We start from the raw sequence: 15,579 nt of genomic DNA on the forward strand, positions 1-15,579 counted from the left end.
CTTCTATAAAGACGTTATGGCAAGGATGGCTTAGGTTACAAACCATCCTTGAAGGGTATGAACTCGCCAAGTCTCTTGATTAACCAGACTTGTGATCAAGAGACAGCCCAGTTGGGGAGCCATTTTTTTGTTTAAACCAGATATATTCATATTGCCCAATTTAGAAAAAGCTCTAAGTCGGAAAACTGTTTAAGCCTGGTACGCGTAACCCTATTTCTATCGCGTGAGAACACGTAGAGATTTATCAGGACACTTATAGGTTCATTAGGTTTTCAATAGACTCTTCAAGAGAGTGTGACATGTACGAATGGATGGTGTGTCCGTCCGTTGCGTCTATCTCAATTTTAGTAATCCCATGATCCGCTTTTTCTTCAAGAAAGCCGAGTGATTGCTCGACTGATTGACTGGTGAGAACCTGTTGGTTTGATAAAACAATACGACACGTGTGAAGAACCATAGCCTTTTCCTTTTTATATTCGATAGGTCTCTGCATCTTTGGCGTGCTAAGTACCTATCGTTTGACGTTGTGAGAAGATTGACTTCTCTTGATTAAATTTAGTCGAATTGGATAAAAATAAAACCCTTTTTTGTGATTTATCTAACCTTCAGTTCCGAAAGTGGCTAGCGACAGTGGTTATTCACGGTAAACTTTTTGTTATCGGAGCCAAAATTATGGCCAAAGGGAAGAATAGAGTATGTCGAAAAAAATCCATCACAACAGTACGTTAACTAATGAGCAGTGCCACTTAGCTCGCTATGCGCGAGACGCGCGTTTTGATGGTATGTTCTTCACTGCGGTAAAAACGACGGGGATTTTCTGTCGCCCTATCTGCCCTGCAACACCACCGAAAGAAGAGAATGTCGAATATTTCTCTCATCAGGCTCAGGCATTAAAAGCAGGCTACCGACCTTGCTTACGCTGTCGACCAGACAGTGCGCCTTTCTCACCAGCATGGAAAGGGGTTGAAACCACTTTTCTTAGAGCGATGCAGCTGATCGATAACGGCGCATTGAGTTCAGGCTCAATCACCGATCTTGCAGCACGTTTAGGGATATCCGATCGGTATTTGCGAACCCTATTCGATACTTACATTGGCGTGTCGCCCAAGCAATATAGCCTGTACAGCCAGTTGATGTTTGCCAAGCAGTTACTGCATACCAGCAGTATGAGCATCACAGATGTCGGCTTTGCGAGTGGGTTTAATAGTACGCGTCGTTTCAATGATGCCTTTCAAAAGGAGCTGAAGCTTTCACCCAGTCAGATTCGACGAGCCAAACCTGATGACAGTCTGAGTAATCACGTCCAACTGACTTTTCATGGTCCATTAGATTGGAGTCATTTGCTGGACTTTTATCGACGAAGAATGATTGAGGGAATAGAAGAGGTCGGCGAGGACTATTACCAACGTACGGTGAAGGTGAATGGCTCGAAGGGCTGGTTCAAGGCGACCTTAGTCAAAGATAATAGCTTGGATATTGAGTTTGAGTTGGATGATATCAATCAGCTGCGAAGTTTTATTGCCCATATTCGACGTATGTTCGACCTTGATGTCGACATCGCTAAAGTTGAAGCCTTTTTTGCGACGATAGATCCTAACTTAGTCGCCAGAAGTGGCATTCGTATCCCAGGGGTGTGGAGTGCTTGGGAGGCCGGAGTTAGGGCGATCCTCGGTCAGCAAGTTTCGGTCACTGCGGCGATTGGTCAGCTGAACCTGTTGGTTAGAGAGCTTTCTGGTGCAGACGAGGAAACTTACTTTCCGACTCCAAAGCAAATAGCTGAGGCGGATGTAACTTTCTTAAGAATGCCGGGAAGCCGAAAGGAAACCCTAAAACGTTTTGCCGAATACATGGTCGACAACCAAGCCGAGCACCCTACCAAATGGATTGACCTAAAAGGCATTGGCCCTTGGACCATACAATACGCATTACTTCGTGGCTTGAGTGAGCCGAATCATTTGCTAGTGGGTGATTTAGTGGTGAAGAAGTTTATCGAGCACCGACCGGCTATCAATATAGAGAGTGTTTCACCGTGGGGCAGTTACGCTACGTTCCACTGTTGGAATCAGTCTTAATAGAAAGAGTAACTTGCGAACGTCCGCAATACAAAGTTAGGAGCAATCATGGCGAACCGTTTTACATATTATGACAGCCCGTTAGGCACTGTGACTCTGCAGGCGAATGAGCAAGGCTTACTCGGAGTTTGGTTTGAAACACACACAACGAAACCGGAAGACTTAGGTACACAAGAAGATAGCTTTCCGATTTTCCAATCGGTTAAAGACCAGCTCGATCGTTATTTTGCAGGAGAAGCTGTTCAGTTTGATGTACCGATCGCTGCCAAAGGCACTCCGTTTCAGCAATCGGTTTGGCACGCACTGACTACTATTCCTTACGGAGAAACGTGGAGCTATGCTCAGTTAGCCGACGCGATCGGTAATCCCAAAGCGGTGCGAGCTGTGGGGTTAGCCAATGGCAAGAACCCGGTATCAGTGATTATTCCGTGTCATCGAGTTATTGGTAAAAATGGCAAGTTGACGGGTTACGCGGGTGGAGTAGAGCGTAAACAGCGCTTGTTGGCGATTGAGGGAATTGGCCAAGAATAGATCGCTTGGTTATTGGTTATTGGGTTAAGTGATGCCTCGCAATGTTGAACTTAGCCTAGGGACCTTAAAAGTGTGACTTTGCAATAAAATCGTCACTTTCTGGAAAATACATATTTGGTTGCATATTCTTTAATCATGTTCTCTAGGCAAGGATGCCCAAATGAATAGTCAAATCCCTTTCTTACTCAGTTGCAGTAGTACGCTGTTACTGACAGGTTGTTTAAGCGATACCAGTCACCCTTTTGAAGTTCCACAGTTAGTTCTATTTAAAGGTATGTATGAAAGTACTGATAACGACAGCTATTTGCTTTTTGAGTCGGGGCAAGTTACTTATCAGGTAACGGATAACACAGTGACGCGTAGCTACAGCGTTGAAGACGATTTGATAACCATTGAGCTGAATTCAGGAAGCAGCCGAACGGATTCTAATTTGGTGATGAGAATTCAACGTCAAGGAGAGGTGTTCACTTGCAACCAATGCCCGGCGATGCAATTGAGCAACGTCTGGACACGAGTCGAAACCCCGCAGCAATAAGGCTCATCTAACTAGAATAACCCACCATTAAGCCATAAGTGAGCCGCGATGCTGACGGCGTAGCCAACCATGATGACTGGCATCCACTTTAGGTGTCCAAAGAAGGTGTATTTACCATGCGCCGCGCCCATTAAGGCCACACCAGCAGCACTACCAATCGATAACAAGCTCCCCCCAACTCCAGCGGTTAAGGTAATCAGTAACCAGTTCCCCATCGACATTTGTGGCTCCATCGATAGCACAGCAAACATCACTGGAATGTTATCGACAATCGCAGATAAGATGCCCACCATAATGTTGGCAAAAATTGGGTCCCACTGGCTGTACATCAAAATCGAAGCCAGCTCTAAATATCCGAGCAAGCTCAAACCGCCCACACACATTACCACACCGTAGAAGAACAATAATGTATCCCACTCTGCGTGAGACACTCTTCGAAATACATCAAACGGCACCACAGACCCGAGTCGTTTTAACGCACCTTCGTCATTATTGGCAATGGCCACTGCTTTTTTCTTCGCCAGCGAATTGGGCAGAGTTTTACGTAAGAAGTATCCGAAGAACTGTAGGTAAGCGAGCCCCATCATCATCCCCATCACTGGAGGGAAGTGCAGTACAGCGTGGAAAGCAACTGCGGTCGCGATAGTCATGATAAATAAGAACACGATTCGTCTTGCGCCACGCTTGAGTTCAACGTGTTGATGTACCGTGTCGGGCTGGGTGGTGGGTACAAAGTAAGACATGATTACCGCAGGGACTACATAGTTCATTACGGAAGGGATAAATAACGGGAGGAATTCGCTGAAGCTAACATAGCCAGCCTGCCACACCATTAGGGTTGTGATGTCACCAAATGGACTGAATGCGCCGCCAGCGTTGGCGGCAATAACGATATTTACACAAGCAAGGTTAACGAACTTAGGATTCGAACCCGCTACTTTAAGCACCACGGCGCACATCAGCAGAGCGGTGGTGAGGTTGTCGGCAATCGGAGAAATAAAAAACGCTAGAATGCCGGTCAACCAAAACAGCGAACGAAAATTAAAGCCTTTACCGACCATCCAGGCTTGCAGCGCATCAAACAGTCTTCGTTCTTCCATAGCGCTGATGTAGGTCATGGCGACGAGTAGGAAGAGTAGCAGCTCGGCATATTCCAATAAGTTGTGTTCGAGTGCTTGTTTCGCGACCTCAGTCAGATTGTGTTCTTGGTATGTGAAACCGATGATGATCCAAATCAGACCAGCAGCTAGCAGAACGGGTTTAGATTTTCGGAGTTTTAGATACTCTTCCATCATCACCACGATGTAGGCGACAACGAAAATGGTCAGTGATAAGTAGCCAGCAAATGAGCTAGTGAGCTTGAGTGGTTCTCCCAACTGAGAAGTGGCGGCACTTGCTACCGTAGAAAAAAACAGCAAAGAGAGGACAACAGAAAGCTGGATACCTAGCATGGATTACGCTCCAAAGTTAATAAGTTATTAACACGCGTAAAAGCGTAGACCTAAATAACCACATGGAGTGTGATAGATATCTTAATAATTCAACCGATTACAGGGGATGCAAGAGACTGTGATGCAAACGAAATATGGTCTTACATGTGGAAGCGGATAAAGAAAAAGCCCTACCGGATTTAGGGCCGATAGAGCTTATTCTGTGTCGCCAATATTATGCAGCATTGCGATCAAACGTCATTGTTTGTTCTGCAGCACATATCTCAACAGGCCAGCCATAGGATTGATACTCCATCGCAAGTTGGTCCGCAACTGCGCGAGATACCGTGGCTGTGATCCACGTGCCTTTGCCCATTACCTGATATTTGAGTGTTCTCATTTCCATCTTTATCACCATTTTCCTTCTATATTGGCTGCGCGAAGTCTATAGCACCTCTTAAGTCTGGAATTTCGAATTAAGCTCAAATCCTTTATAAAGTGGCTCATCGATTGAGGGCGGATTGAAACCTAATCAACCACAATGAAGCAGTTAACTTTTCCAAGGAAGGTTGCATGTTAAGTGCTTGATTTTGTTTTACTTTAAATCTATCAGGAAAAGTAATGTAGGAGATCTCTTACGTAAATATCAGAAATTGGATTGGGCAGGTGGTTATCGGTTTAGCGCTGATTTTTGTATCGTATCTGTGTATTTTCGGTTGCGTTGTTGCAGCAAATTCTATTTAGTTTTGTATGTTGCTGATGAACTTACATTCAAAGTCATACGCTATTTGATTTTGGTCAGTAACCTGTTGCTCATTAGTTTGCACTATCTATGCGTGTTCTGTTCCACATAAACCAGATGTATAGAGGTCCTTATGACTAATCCAGCGAAAACCGATCGTAAAGTCACGATCGGTAGTTACATCGCACTCGCCTTCGCGGTTGTGTTTTTTTCCGGCTTAATGCAGTCCAATGAATGGTATGGCGTATTCGATTTTACGACGCTTAACGGTTCATTCGGTAAAGTGGCTTACGATGTGAGTGAATCCGCCGATGGTATCCAAGCGGCAACCACCTCTTTGCGTGGTAAAGGCGGTAGTGGTGCTCGTGACGGTTTCATTTTTGCTTTGACACTTATTCCGACCGTGATGTTTGCTTTGGGTATGATCAACGTACTTGAGCACTACGGTGCGCTAGATGCGGCTCGTAAACTGCTTACTCCACTACTTCGTCCTCTTATGGGTATTCCTGGTAACTCAGGCTTGGCACTGATCGCTTCTTTACAAAGTACCGATGCAGGTGCCGCGATGACACGTCAGCTTAAAGATGAAGGGCATCTAACCAAGCGCGAAACTGATGTCTTTACCATGTTCCAATTCACAGCAGGTGCGGCGATCGTTAACTTCTTCTCGTCTGGCGCTGTGCTATTTACTCTAACCGCAATGGACGGTTCTCTCGCGGTAACATCATCTATTGGTCTTGCTGTGGCGGTGATGTTCATCTTTAAGTTTGTCGGTGCCAACCTGTTCCGTATCTACCTCAATATTACTGAAGGCAAAGAAGACAAACCAAAATCAGACAAAGAACAAAAACTGGAAGAGGAAGTAGCATAATGAGCGAAGTGAAAGCAAAGAAACCAATGGTGACTGATATTTTCGTTGAAGGTGCTAAGAAAGGCTAGGTTATTGCGACCACCTCGACAGTGCCAAACGTTCTGATGGCGTTTGTAATCATCAAAGCATTGCAGATTACGGGTGCGTTGGATCTGATGGGCAGTGTGTTTGCTCCAATCATGGCGGTGTTTGGTTTGCCGGGTGAAGCCGCTGCAGTATTGATCGGTGCGTGGATGTCGATGGGCGGTGCAGTGGGTGTGGTCATCACGCTGTTTGACCAAGGTATCTTGAATGGCAATCATATTGCGATCTTAGCGCCAGCTATTTACTTGATGGGCTCACAGGTTCAGTACATGGGCCGTATCATGGGACCAATTGGTACTGAAGGCCGTTACATTCCAGTGATGATCGCTATTTCAGTGTTGAATGCGTTTGGTGCGATGTTCCTAATGAACATTATTCTGTAGCCTAGCTTTTGAAGTTTCTTGGGCGTTAGAAAAAGGAAACCCCGTTTGGCTTTCACCAAACGGGGTATATTCTTTTTGTAGCCATCCTGCTACTGCGCGTTACTTATCTTTCAATAGGTAACTGGTGCTCCTTGCATCGTTCCTTGACGTGGCTAAATCCTTTAACCTATCCAATCCATCGCCTTCCTAGCGGTGTCCTTGCAAACTCATCATCCTGACAAGTGACTCTATCCTAGAGCAATAACTTCCTTGCTGATAACTCATCCTAAGTCATCAAATCTTCATCCTGAAGATACCTAATCCATTAGGCTTTTTCCTGTTCCTGCCAACTCCCTGTCGACACGTATATTAAACACTCTGGAGGCTTCTCCCACAATCTACCTCAAGCAAATAATCTGAAGGCAAAGCTAAGAAAAACTGTGCGGACTCATACAAAACAAGGGCTTGGGTTTGTAATCTAGGATTTTTCTGCGAAGCTTGGTTGTAATCTCTTACGTTTGTTGTGAGAGATCTCTTACACATGTGCGGGCGTGAATGCTCTTTGTTTGCTGAATACAGATACGTTGAGGTAGTCCGCCGAATAAACTAACCAGTAGGAAATGATAATGGTTACAGCGTTATATGCTTCGTTGCTCACTTTGGTCATGTTATGGCTTTCTATTGAAGTGATTAAGCAAAGAAGAAAGAATCAAGTGGCACACGCAGATGGTGGTGTTGAATCGTTACAAGTGGCTCGTTCCGCTCAAAGTAATGCTATGGACTATATTCCGATTACCGTGATACTGATGGCGTTGCTCGAGTTCAACGGCGCCAATGTATGGCTGATCCACGTTATTGGTGTTGCTTTTGTTGCTGGTCGTATTATTCATGGGAAAAGCATCCTTGCTCGTAGTCTGAAGGGAAGAAAGCAAGGCATGTATTTGACCTTTGCCAGCATGGTGTCTTTAGTTGTTCTAAACTTGATTTATCTTCCTTTTGATAAGCTTATATAAGGACACGCATGGCGTTACGCCTCCCTCCACCATGGATGATTGTATTAACAGGGTTAGTGCTGAATATTCTGGCTATTGTTGTGTCGAGCCTAGTGCTCGACAAAATGGTGGTTGAACAAGCTCAGTATCGAGAGCGTCAACAGGGCAATGTATACTCGATTCAGTTGGCTTGGAATACGATTGAAACCTTAGAACGTAAGCGTGAATCTATGTTGTTGCACATGGATATCAGTACCTCTTCAAATTCGGCGGTGACACCGGAATTAGAAGAAGCAATGCGTGGTCAGCTTGGTGCGTGGGTCAGTGGCAAAGTCCCAGAGATTACCGTCGAAAACCTTTCTCAGATCATGATGTTGATAAACCAAGCTCAGCAATCACAACGTACACGTATCGATGACTTCTACCTTGATAATCTAACCTTATCTGAACGCCTCCAAGCTCTTGAAGAGCAGATGACCCTCTATAAAAATATTGCGCTCTTTCTTCAGATCTTTGGCTTAGCATTGATCCTTGCGCGTGACCTGGCGAGACGAAATTAACCGTCGCATGCCTTAAGCCAGACCTGATGTCGAGTTATTGGCCCAGGTTAGGGTGCTGTTGCCCTTGGTACTTTGGAAGCTGGTCTTTAAGCTTTTTGAAGGTACTGAATGCATTGTTAGCTGATAAGCGATTCATTAACCAGTCAGGCAAAATACCACCCGCATTCGCATATGCCGTATAGGTGATGTGGGTCAGGCCATTGGTTAGAGGCTGCAAAACCCATAGCGCATCGACCTCGTTGATTCGAATATACCCCGACTCTTTAGCCAAGTAATTAGATGCATCTTTAATGGTTAGGGTGAATTGACCGTCTTCTACTTCATATTTCGAATACGTCACCATATCTCGGTCTCGAGCAGGCCAAGGGGCTTTGAACTGGGTGTAGACGATATTCTCATTGTTAGATATTTGCATTAACACTTCACTGTGCGACACATTGTCGATCCAATTCTGTACGTTATCGCTGTCTTCCAACAATAAGAGAAAGCCTGAATAACTGGTTTCGACCTGCATTTGCGCTCGAACTTCAACAAGACCATTTCCATGGTTACGTTTATGAATGGTGATGCCGTTTTCGCTTTTGACGAACTGCCACGGAGTCGCGTAAGAAAGCGCTGAAAATAGACAGAGTCCAACTACCATAATCCTAGGTAATATCATTATTCTTCCATGAAATGAAAAGCTTATCTGCCATGAGTATAGAATAAAAATAGGTTGGGTTCGCGTCGTAAGATGCTGCGTATTGAATATGGTTATTTGATATTGGGAAAAACGGAAGGCAGAGGGTCTTCCGTTTATAGAAGGGAGGATAGTGGCAATTTATCTAGAGCTTATAGGCCTCAACCGTTTTTATAGTGGTCCAATTGTTGTCGGCATCTTGAATGAACTCTTGTGTGTTCTCCAACCAACGCTTTTGTACTGACTTGTCTAAGTTCAGATATAACTTTCCATCTTCTATTTTCCAAGCTTGTGGATCGGTTTCAAACTTCTTACCCATTGCCACACCAAAGGCGCAGTACCCACCATATTGAGGCGCATAGGCTTGTGGATCGGCGCGGAATTGGTCTCGGTTTTCACTGCTCACAAACTGATAAATGGCATTTTTGTACGTTGCGGTGAATTCTGACGTGCCTTTCACTGGCCCTTTACTGTCGAAATAAGCAACCGGGTCGTAGCCTTTAATCGCGAGGTCGTTACTATCAACGCTCATATCAAGGTCAGCAGCCATTATTGAAAAGCTCGCGCCTAGTAACGCGGCTGTAAGAGTGATTTTTTGACTGGTCGATTTTAAATGTGACATATCAAGTTCCTTGTCAGTGTTAGTTAACTTGTATGAAATAAATTAGCCGACTGGTCCGGTCTATAGAGGGACAAAAGAACTAAAAAGTAAGCGAATCGTTCGGAGGATGCATGGATCTGCTGTCACAGTTGATGGAACACTTCTCGATACGCACCGGTGTTTTCTATTCTGGGAACTTGTGTGGGGTATCGTCATTCAACGCGCAACAGGGTAAAGAAGGGCACCTTCATGTATTGAGTGCCGGTGAGTTGACTCTATCGAGCTCTAGTATGGAACACAGGAAGCTCTCTCAGCCTTGTATCATCTACTTACCCAATAGCACACCACACGCGATTGAAGGGGTTGGAGACGGTGCAGAAGTTGTGTGTGCGAGTGTGGAATACCGTTCAGGGCAAATGAATCCTCTATTGTCTGCTCTTCCTGACGTGATCGTGATTCCGTTTGAAGACGCACCTAACCTTATGCCGGTGATTGAGGTGCTGTTTCGAGAATCGAACCAAGAGTTATCAGACCAGCAATACTTAATGGATAAGTTGAGTGACGCGCTAATGGCTTTGATTTTCCGCCATCTCATTGAACAACAGCAAATCGATCAAGGCGTATTTTCTGCGCTTGCTCACCCACGACTTGCTCCGGTAGTGACCGCCATTCACCTAATGCCAGCTCGACACTTTTCGATAGAGAAAATGGCTTCATTGGCGGCGATGTCTCGAACTCAGTTCATCGAAGCATTTAAGCGCGAGGTGGGCGAAACTCCGGGTGATTATGTCCAAAAGTGGCGTGTGTCTGTGGCTCAATCGTTGCTGTTGCAAAACAAGCCCATCAACTGGGTCGCGGATGAAGTGGGGTACAACAGTTATTCTGGATTTTCGCGAGCTTTCCAGCATGTCGCGGGAATGTCGCCGCGTTTATGGCTAAAGCAAAATGTAACGTGAAGCGCTTGCAACCCTACCTGCAATATGGCTATTAGCATGAGACTGGCCTATGTTTTAGCGGAAATTGAGCGTAGTTTGTTCATTTCTCGAATGACGGTGTAAAAAGGTGGACTTTATAAGCTTGTTGTAACATCCTGCCCGTCCTATTTTATCAGACATCAATGAGACGAAGTGCCTGCTGAACATTATTCAGCCTCCCGTATCTCATTAAAGCACTAAGGAGTTCCACTTGAACCTATTTGTAAGAGACCTTACCGTTATCGATTCTTCATACATCTGTGAACACAGAGGGGTCGTAGGAGATAGTTGGATTTTAGATGTCACCATGTCTGGTGAACTGAATGAAATGAGCATGGTTTTAGACTTTAGCAGAGTCAAAAAACAGATCAAAAACCTTGTTGATCAGCATGTCGATCACCGTTTACTGCTACCAATGAAAAATGCAGCGATCGTGCATCAAGCAAGTAAACCGGGCTACGCAAAAGTCGATGTATTGCGTGGTGATAAGAGTCTTCACTTGCACTGCCCTGATGAAGCTTACTGTCTGGTTGATGCAGAGGCGATCACAATCGAGAGCGTGACCGCACACGTTTATGACATTCTTCGCGATAACCTTCCAAGCAACGTCACAGGGTTAGAGATCACCCTTCGCCACGAGAACATTAATGGTGCGTTCTACCACTATACCCATGGTTTGAAAAAGCATGATGGTAACTGTCAGCGTATCGCGCATGGCCACCGTTCTCCGGTTGAAATTGTGGTTGACGGTCAGCGTGATGAACAACGTGAGCTAGAGTTTGCTAAGCGTTGGGAAGACATCTATCTAGGTTCTAAAGAAGACCAAGTTTCTGTTTCATCATTAAACCTAAGCGAGCATGCCAAGAGTGTGAATGACGAAAGCCACTATGGTTTTAGTTACATGGCCCCACAAGGTGAGTTTGAGTTAGCGATTGCTAAGAGTGAAACAGAGATCTTGCCAACGGATACCACGGTGGAATTACTGGCAGGCTATATTGCAGATCAAGTTGCTCCAAGTTTGGTAGAAAACCAATCACTACAAATTGTGGCTTATGAAGGTGTAGGTAAAGGCGCGATGGCGTTCCGATAACACCTCACGGTGACGCAAGTTCACTTTCTATCAGAACAAAAAAGGCAAGATACTAAGTTATCTTGCCTTTCTTTTTTGTGGCTAGTTAAACCGAGAAGGTTATTAGCGCGATTTTTTTGGTGCTAACGAAGCAGTACGTGTCGCAGTGGGCTTTTCTCAATCGCAACGACTAACCCAAAGCTGAGTAATACGGTGCCAAAGAATACGGTTAGGTCTTTTGCTAGCTCCGTAATGCCCAATACACCGCAGACATTGAACAGCAAGATGATGATTAATAGGTGACTAACGTAGATACCCAACATGCGATTTGAGATAGCACGAACCCATCCATAATTGCCCACGTTTGGATTGGCTAGAAGCCACATAAACGTGCCCATTCCCCATAGCGCAGTACCAAACAAGAAATCATGGATGTTGAATGCGATGTCGAATTTAGACAGCCATGCTGCTTCAGCAAAATGAATGCCCATGCCTAACAATATTAATCCTAGCGCCTTAGCCGACGACACTTTCCATTGATACTGACGAATAAGAAAACCCAAGGTGACCATCAATGTGCTGAAGAACGGGCCGTTACGGGTAAAGAAAGGTGCTTCCAGTCCAGTCAGGCTTGTATAACTTCCCGCTAAAACACCGTAGATGTAGAGTCCAGCTGCGAGAGGCAATAAAAGCTTATCGAGCTTCATCTCAACCATCAAAGCGATGATCAAAACTGCGAAGACTAAAGCTGGGATAAACCATAAATGCACTAAACCACCCTCTAAGAAAGAGTTGAGCGGTGTGCTCATCAGAAAGCCCCAGTAGCCTTGGCGTTCGCCCAGATAACCGAGCTCTTCAACCCTAGCGAGGTTGAATGGCATCACTAAGCAAATGATGCTCCATGCCAACCAAACTTTAAGCAGTGGTTTCGAGTAATTGATGACGGTCTCCCAAGGAGATGAGACGAGCTTAGGTTGAATCAGATAACCTGAAATTAGAAAGAACAGAGGTACTGCAAAGCGCGCGGCTTGATTAAGAATGTAACCAATCCATGGCACGTCATTGATTTGCCAATAAGTAAGGGCCATTTGGCCATGTAAGCCAATGATCGCCAAGATAGCAATCACTCGACCCAACTCGATACTGGCGATGCGTTGTGAAGGCGTATTTTGAACGGAAGACATATCAGATCTCTAAGAAAATTTTCGTAGAATCTAGCAGCCTTTCTGTTGAGCCAGTTAGCGCTAAATCAAGGGTTGCGACCTTTATATGAAGGCACGTCTAGATTCTTTGAAGCCTGTCGCAGCTATAGTAAACCCATTGCAGTAAGTGCAAAGATGCCAAGCGTACAAGTGATAAGCGAGCCCATTGTTGTGAGTGCGATAATATTGGCAGCGAGCGTTGCATTCCCACCCATTGCACGTGCCATGACGTAACTCGCGGCTGCGGTTGGCGCTGCACTCATCAGGAAAATAAGACCAAGATCGAGCCCTTCAAAGCCCAAGACCAGTGCTGCTAAAGTAATAAGCAAGGGTGAAACAATGAGTCGGTAACTTGAGGAAAACCAAGTCGCGAGTTTCTCTTGTTTGAGAGAGCTGATATCCAATGAACCACCTGTACAAAGTAAAGCCAAAGGCAATGTCATTTTTGCCAAGTATTGCCCAGCGTCAGTGACCATCTTAGGGATTGGAATAGACAATGCGTAACAGAAAACACCGAGGAAAATGGCGATAATCAGAGGGTTCTTGGTTATTGATTTGGCGATTGCTTGAATGGCTTTATCGCCGGTGTCTGTGCCTTTAGGAGTTAGGGTAATCACCGCTTGAATGTTGTAGAGCACTGTAATAGATGCAACATAGATAGCAGCCAGTGCCACGCCTTGGTTGCCGTAGATATTGGCGACATACGCTAAACCTATGATGCCAGTATTCGCCCGAAACCCACCTTGGATGATAACGCCTTGGTCCTTCGACTCTTTAAACAATAACTTGGTGGATAGAGTAGCAATTAAGAAAAAGGCGAAATTAGCGGCTAAAGCAAATAGTACTAAGGTACTGCTTGCAGAGAAGTCATGTTCGGACTGAACAATACTCAAGAACAGCATTGCAGGTAAGGTGATTTGAAAAACAATTTTAGAGGCGACATCAATGAAGTTGTCATTGATTAAGCCAATTCGCTTGAGCATCACACCAAGAAACAACATCAAACAAATAGGGCCTGTTACTGACGCCGAAAACGCAAACTGTTCCCAAAGTGTGTTCATTATTTTTCCTTAAACTTAGCCAACTTCAATATCCTTTGAATACTGTCGCATTTTTCCACAATTCTTTGAGAAGAGAAATTGAATCCCAATAGATAAGTAAAAATCTTTGAAAAAAAGAACGAACGTGCTAAAAATAACGTATCAGATTTATCCTTGGTGAATAATGAGTAAAGGAAAGATAACCAAAGAGTATATTTTGAGTCATGCATTCGCACTTGCGAGTGAAAACGGGCTTGAGAGTTTGACGATTGGCGAATTAGCCAAACAGTGTGGCATGTCTAAGAGTGGCCTGTTTGCGCACTTCAACTCTAAGGAGAACCTGCAGCTCTCTGTACTCGAATATTCCAACGCTATATTCACCGAGCGAGTCATCATTCCAGCAAGAGAGCTTGGTGATGCTGACATTGAAGCGAAGTTAAAACAGTTGCTCGATAACTGGCTGGGTTGGAACCATTCGTTTCAAGGTAGCTGCATGTTTATTGATGCGTGGAAAGATGCTGGTAGTGAAACGTCTGTGATTCAGAAAGCGCTGCAGAAAACCATTTCGGTTTGGATTGACTACTTGACGATTCAGGTAGCAAAAGCGGTTGAGAGTCAGCAGTTTAGACCCGACTTAGATCCAAAACAGGCAACTTTTGAGCTATATGGTCTCTATCTGAGCGCGAACTTGTTTTACTCGTTACGAGGCCAACAAGCGAGCCACACGCATTTTTGGAGCGGTGTAGAGCGCTTAATCGCTAGCTGGAAAGCGGCTTAACTCGCGTCTAACAATTTTAAGAGAAGTGGCGGCAAGCACGTGTACACAGCTTTGCCCCATTTTTTATACTAACAAATAGCACGGTCGTTCGTTTTTCTGGCCGAGCTCGATCCGCCAATGAAGATGGCGATACAAGGAATAGTCATGAGTGACAAAATCTACTTTAATACATCGAACAAATTCAGCGTCAAGCGCAGCCTGATTGGTGCAACAACCAACCTGCACTACATCTTAGCGCCGAGCCATGCAAAGAAAACAGCGCGTAAGTTATTGCTCACGCCAATGCGTACCGAGCAGAAAAATGCTGATCCACAAGGGTTGATCAAGAGCGAAATTAAAGGCCGCGATGGCGTTCTTAAAACTTACTCTCTAGGTACTGGGCCAGTTTGGGTATTAACTCATGGTTGGTCAGGGACTGCGAGTCAGCTCTTTCCTTTGATGGAACACATCGCAGCTAAAGGTTTTACCGCTCTGGCTTACGATCACCCGGCGCATGGCGGCAGCGATGGCGTGCATGGTCATATTCCGGCGTTTGTGAACGGCCTTGAGGCGATTCTTGACTCGGTGGGTGAAGTGGCAGGCTTAGTTGGTCACAGCATGGGTACCGCTTCTGCGTTGGAATGTAAGCACGTTAAATTGGAAAACAAACCATTGTTGCTGATTGCACCTGTATTGGATTACCTCGATAACCTGTTCGGCAGCGTTGCTCGTTCAGGGTACTCAATGAAGTTGTTTGAGGCGGTAGTGGGAGAAGTAGAAGAACAGTTTAATTACCCAATCCAGTCTGTCGATCCCTATGGCAAGCTCGCGCTGCGTCAGTCTCAGACAATCATTGTGCATGATGAGCAAGACAAGTTTACCAAGTTTGATGTGTCACAGCGTGCAGCGAATGAAATGGATCGCGTTACCTTGATTGCTACTCAAGGGCAGGGCCATGGTCGAGTGATGAAGTGCCCTCAGGTATTTGAGAGTTTTGATACCTTGATTAGCTAGGTTCAGAAAAAACAACAAAAAGGCCAACCAGACATTTCTAGTTGGCCTTTGCTTTTAGGTGTTT

The 15,579-nt window shown here is 45.1% G+C and carries 18 protein-coding genes; 11 read left to right on the top strand and 7 right to left on the bottom strand.

Annotated features, from left to right (window positions below; translation table 11 throughout):
- Positions 1-253: 253 nt before the first annotated feature.
- Positions 254-457, bottom strand: a complete 204-nt coding sequence (locus JC606_RS04845; protein ID WP_008216777.1) for a hypothetical protein — start codon at positions 455-457, stop codon at positions 254-256.
- 238 nt (positions 458-695) lie between these two features.
- On the opposite strand from JC606_RS04845, the gene JC606_RS04850 reads away from it, so the two are divergent.
- The 3 genes from JC606_RS04850 to JC606_RS04860 all read left to right on the top strand — a co-directional run bounded on the left by JC606_RS04850 (position 696) and on the right by JC606_RS04860 (position 3,138).
- The gene (locus JC606_RS04850; RefSeq protein ID WP_137408942.1) at positions 696-2,072 is read left to right on the top strand and encodes an AlkA N-terminal domain-containing protein; all 1,377 of its coding nucleotides are present in this window, start codon (positions 696-698) and stop codon (positions 2,070-2,072) included.
- A gap of 48 nt (positions 2,073-2,120) precedes the next feature.
- Positions 2,121-2,603: a methylated-DNA--[protein]-cysteine S-methyltransferase gene (locus JC606_RS04855; RefSeq protein WP_102425403.1), complete on the top strand. Its 483-nt coding sequence runs from the start codon at positions 2,121-2,123 to the stop codon at positions 2,601-2,603.
- Between the two features lie 160 nt (positions 2,604-2,763).
- On the top strand, positions 2,764-3,138 hold the full coding sequence (locus tag JC606_RS04860; protein WP_137408943.1) for a hypothetical protein: 375 nt from the start codon (positions 2,764-2,766) through the stop codon (positions 3,136-3,138).
- Positions 3,139-3,149: 11 nt separating this feature from the next.
- Here JC606_RS04860 and nhaD read toward each other — a convergent pair whose 3' ends face one another.
- A complete protein-coding gene (gene nhaD, locus JC606_RS04865) occupies positions 3,150-4,589 on the bottom strand; it encodes a sodium:proton antiporter NhaD (protein ID WP_137408944.1) in 1,440 nt (479 codons plus the stop codon).
- Positions 4,590-4,803: 214 nt separating this feature from the next.
- Positions 4,804-4,974 (bottom strand): hypothetical protein, encoded by a 171-nt coding sequence (locus JC606_RS04870; RefSeq protein WP_170259340.1) that lies wholly within the window; start codon positions 4,972-4,974, stop codon positions 4,804-4,806.
- Positions 4,975-5,443: 469 nt separating this feature from the next.
- On the opposite strand from JC606_RS04870, the gene JC606_RS04875 reads away from it, so the two are divergent.
- From JC606_RS04875 to JC606_RS04890, 4 genes are all read left to right on the top strand, one after another.
- Positions 5,444-6,181 carry a nucleoside recognition domain-containing protein gene (locus JC606_RS04875; RefSeq protein ID WP_102425097.1) on the top strand — a complete coding sequence of 246 codons (738 nt, stop codon included), beginning with the start codon at positions 5,444-5,446 and terminating at the stop codon, positions 6,179-6,181.
- 71 nt (positions 6,182-6,252) lie between these two features.
- Positions 6,253-6,648, top strand: coding sequence for a YjiG family protein (locus tag JC606_RS04880; RefSeq protein ID WP_240700707.1), 396 nt, complete (start codon positions 6,253-6,255; stop codon positions 6,646-6,648).
- Positions 6,649-7,253: 605 nt separating this feature from the next.
- On the top strand, positions 7,254-7,640 hold the full coding sequence (locus tag JC606_RS04885; protein ID WP_061032915.1) for an MAPEG family protein: 387 nt from the start codon (positions 7,254-7,256) through the stop codon (positions 7,638-7,640).
- 8 nt (positions 7,641-7,648) lie between these two features.
- On the top strand, positions 7,649-8,179 hold the full coding sequence (locus JC606_RS04890; RefSeq protein ID WP_137408946.1) for a DNA mismatch repair protein: 531 nt from the start codon (positions 7,649-7,651) through the stop codon (positions 8,177-8,179).
- A gap of 34 nt (positions 8,180-8,213) precedes the next feature.
- Here the strand turns inward: JC606_RS04890 and JC606_RS04895 are convergent, their stop codons facing one another.
- Positions 8,214-8,840, bottom strand: coding sequence for an START domain-containing protein (locus tag JC606_RS04895; protein WP_198778132.1), 627 nt, complete (start codon positions 8,838-8,840; stop codon positions 8,214-8,216).
- Positions 8,841-9,003: 163 nt separating this feature from the next.
- Entirely contained in the window at positions 9,004-9,480 is a 477-nt protein-coding gene (locus JC606_RS04900; RefSeq protein ID WP_137408948.1) for a YHS domain-containing (seleno)protein, read from the bottom strand.
- Between the two features lie 110 nt (positions 9,481-9,590).
- Between JC606_RS04900 and JC606_RS04905 the strand changes: the two genes are divergently transcribed.
- The gene (locus tag JC606_RS04905) at positions 9,591-10,415 is read left to right on the top strand and encodes an AraC family transcriptional regulator (RefSeq protein WP_137408949.1); all 825 of its coding nucleotides are present in this window, start codon (positions 9,591-9,593) and stop codon (positions 10,413-10,415) included.
- Between the two features lie 229 nt (positions 10,416-10,644).
- The gene (locus JC606_RS04910) at positions 10,645-11,523 is read left to right on the top strand and encodes a 6-pyruvoyl trahydropterin synthase family protein (RefSeq protein ID WP_137408950.1); all 879 of its coding nucleotides are present in this window, start codon (positions 10,645-10,647) and stop codon (positions 11,521-11,523) included.
- Between the two features lie 122 nt (positions 11,524-11,645).
- On the opposite strand, the gene JC606_RS04915 is transcribed toward JC606_RS04910, so the two are convergent.
- Both JC606_RS04915 and JC606_RS04920 read right to left on the bottom strand, forming a co-directional pair.
- The gene (locus JC606_RS04915; RefSeq protein WP_137408951.1) at positions 11,646-12,686 is read right to left on the bottom strand and encodes an acyltransferase; all 1,041 of its coding nucleotides are present in this window, start codon (positions 12,684-12,686) and stop codon (positions 11,646-11,648) included.
- 122 nt (positions 12,687-12,808) lie between these two features.
- Positions 12,809-13,765, bottom strand: a complete 957-nt coding sequence (locus JC606_RS04920; RefSeq protein ID WP_137408952.1) for an AEC family transporter — start codon at positions 13,763-13,765, stop codon at positions 12,809-12,811.
- 163 nt (positions 13,766-13,928) lie between these two features.
- Here JC606_RS04920 and JC606_RS04925 point away from each other — a divergent pair, with 163 nt between their 5' ends.
- Both JC606_RS04925 and JC606_RS04930 read left to right on the top strand, forming a co-directional pair.
- Positions 13,929-14,522, top strand: coding sequence for a TetR/AcrR family transcriptional regulator (locus JC606_RS04925; protein WP_137408953.1), 594 nt, complete (start codon positions 13,929-13,931; stop codon positions 14,520-14,522).
- Positions 14,523-14,666: 144 nt separating this feature from the next.
- Positions 14,667-15,515, top strand: coding sequence for an alpha/beta hydrolase (locus tag JC606_RS04930; RefSeq protein ID WP_137408954.1), 849 nt, complete (start codon positions 14,667-14,669; stop codon positions 15,513-15,515).
- Positions 15,516-15,579: the final 64 nt, after the last annotated feature.

Source organism: Vibrio sp. IB15 (assembly GCF_016406055.1).
GTDB classification, from domain to species: Bacteria; Pseudomonadota; Gammaproteobacteria; order Enterobacterales; family Vibrionaceae; genus Vibrio; species Vibrio chagasii.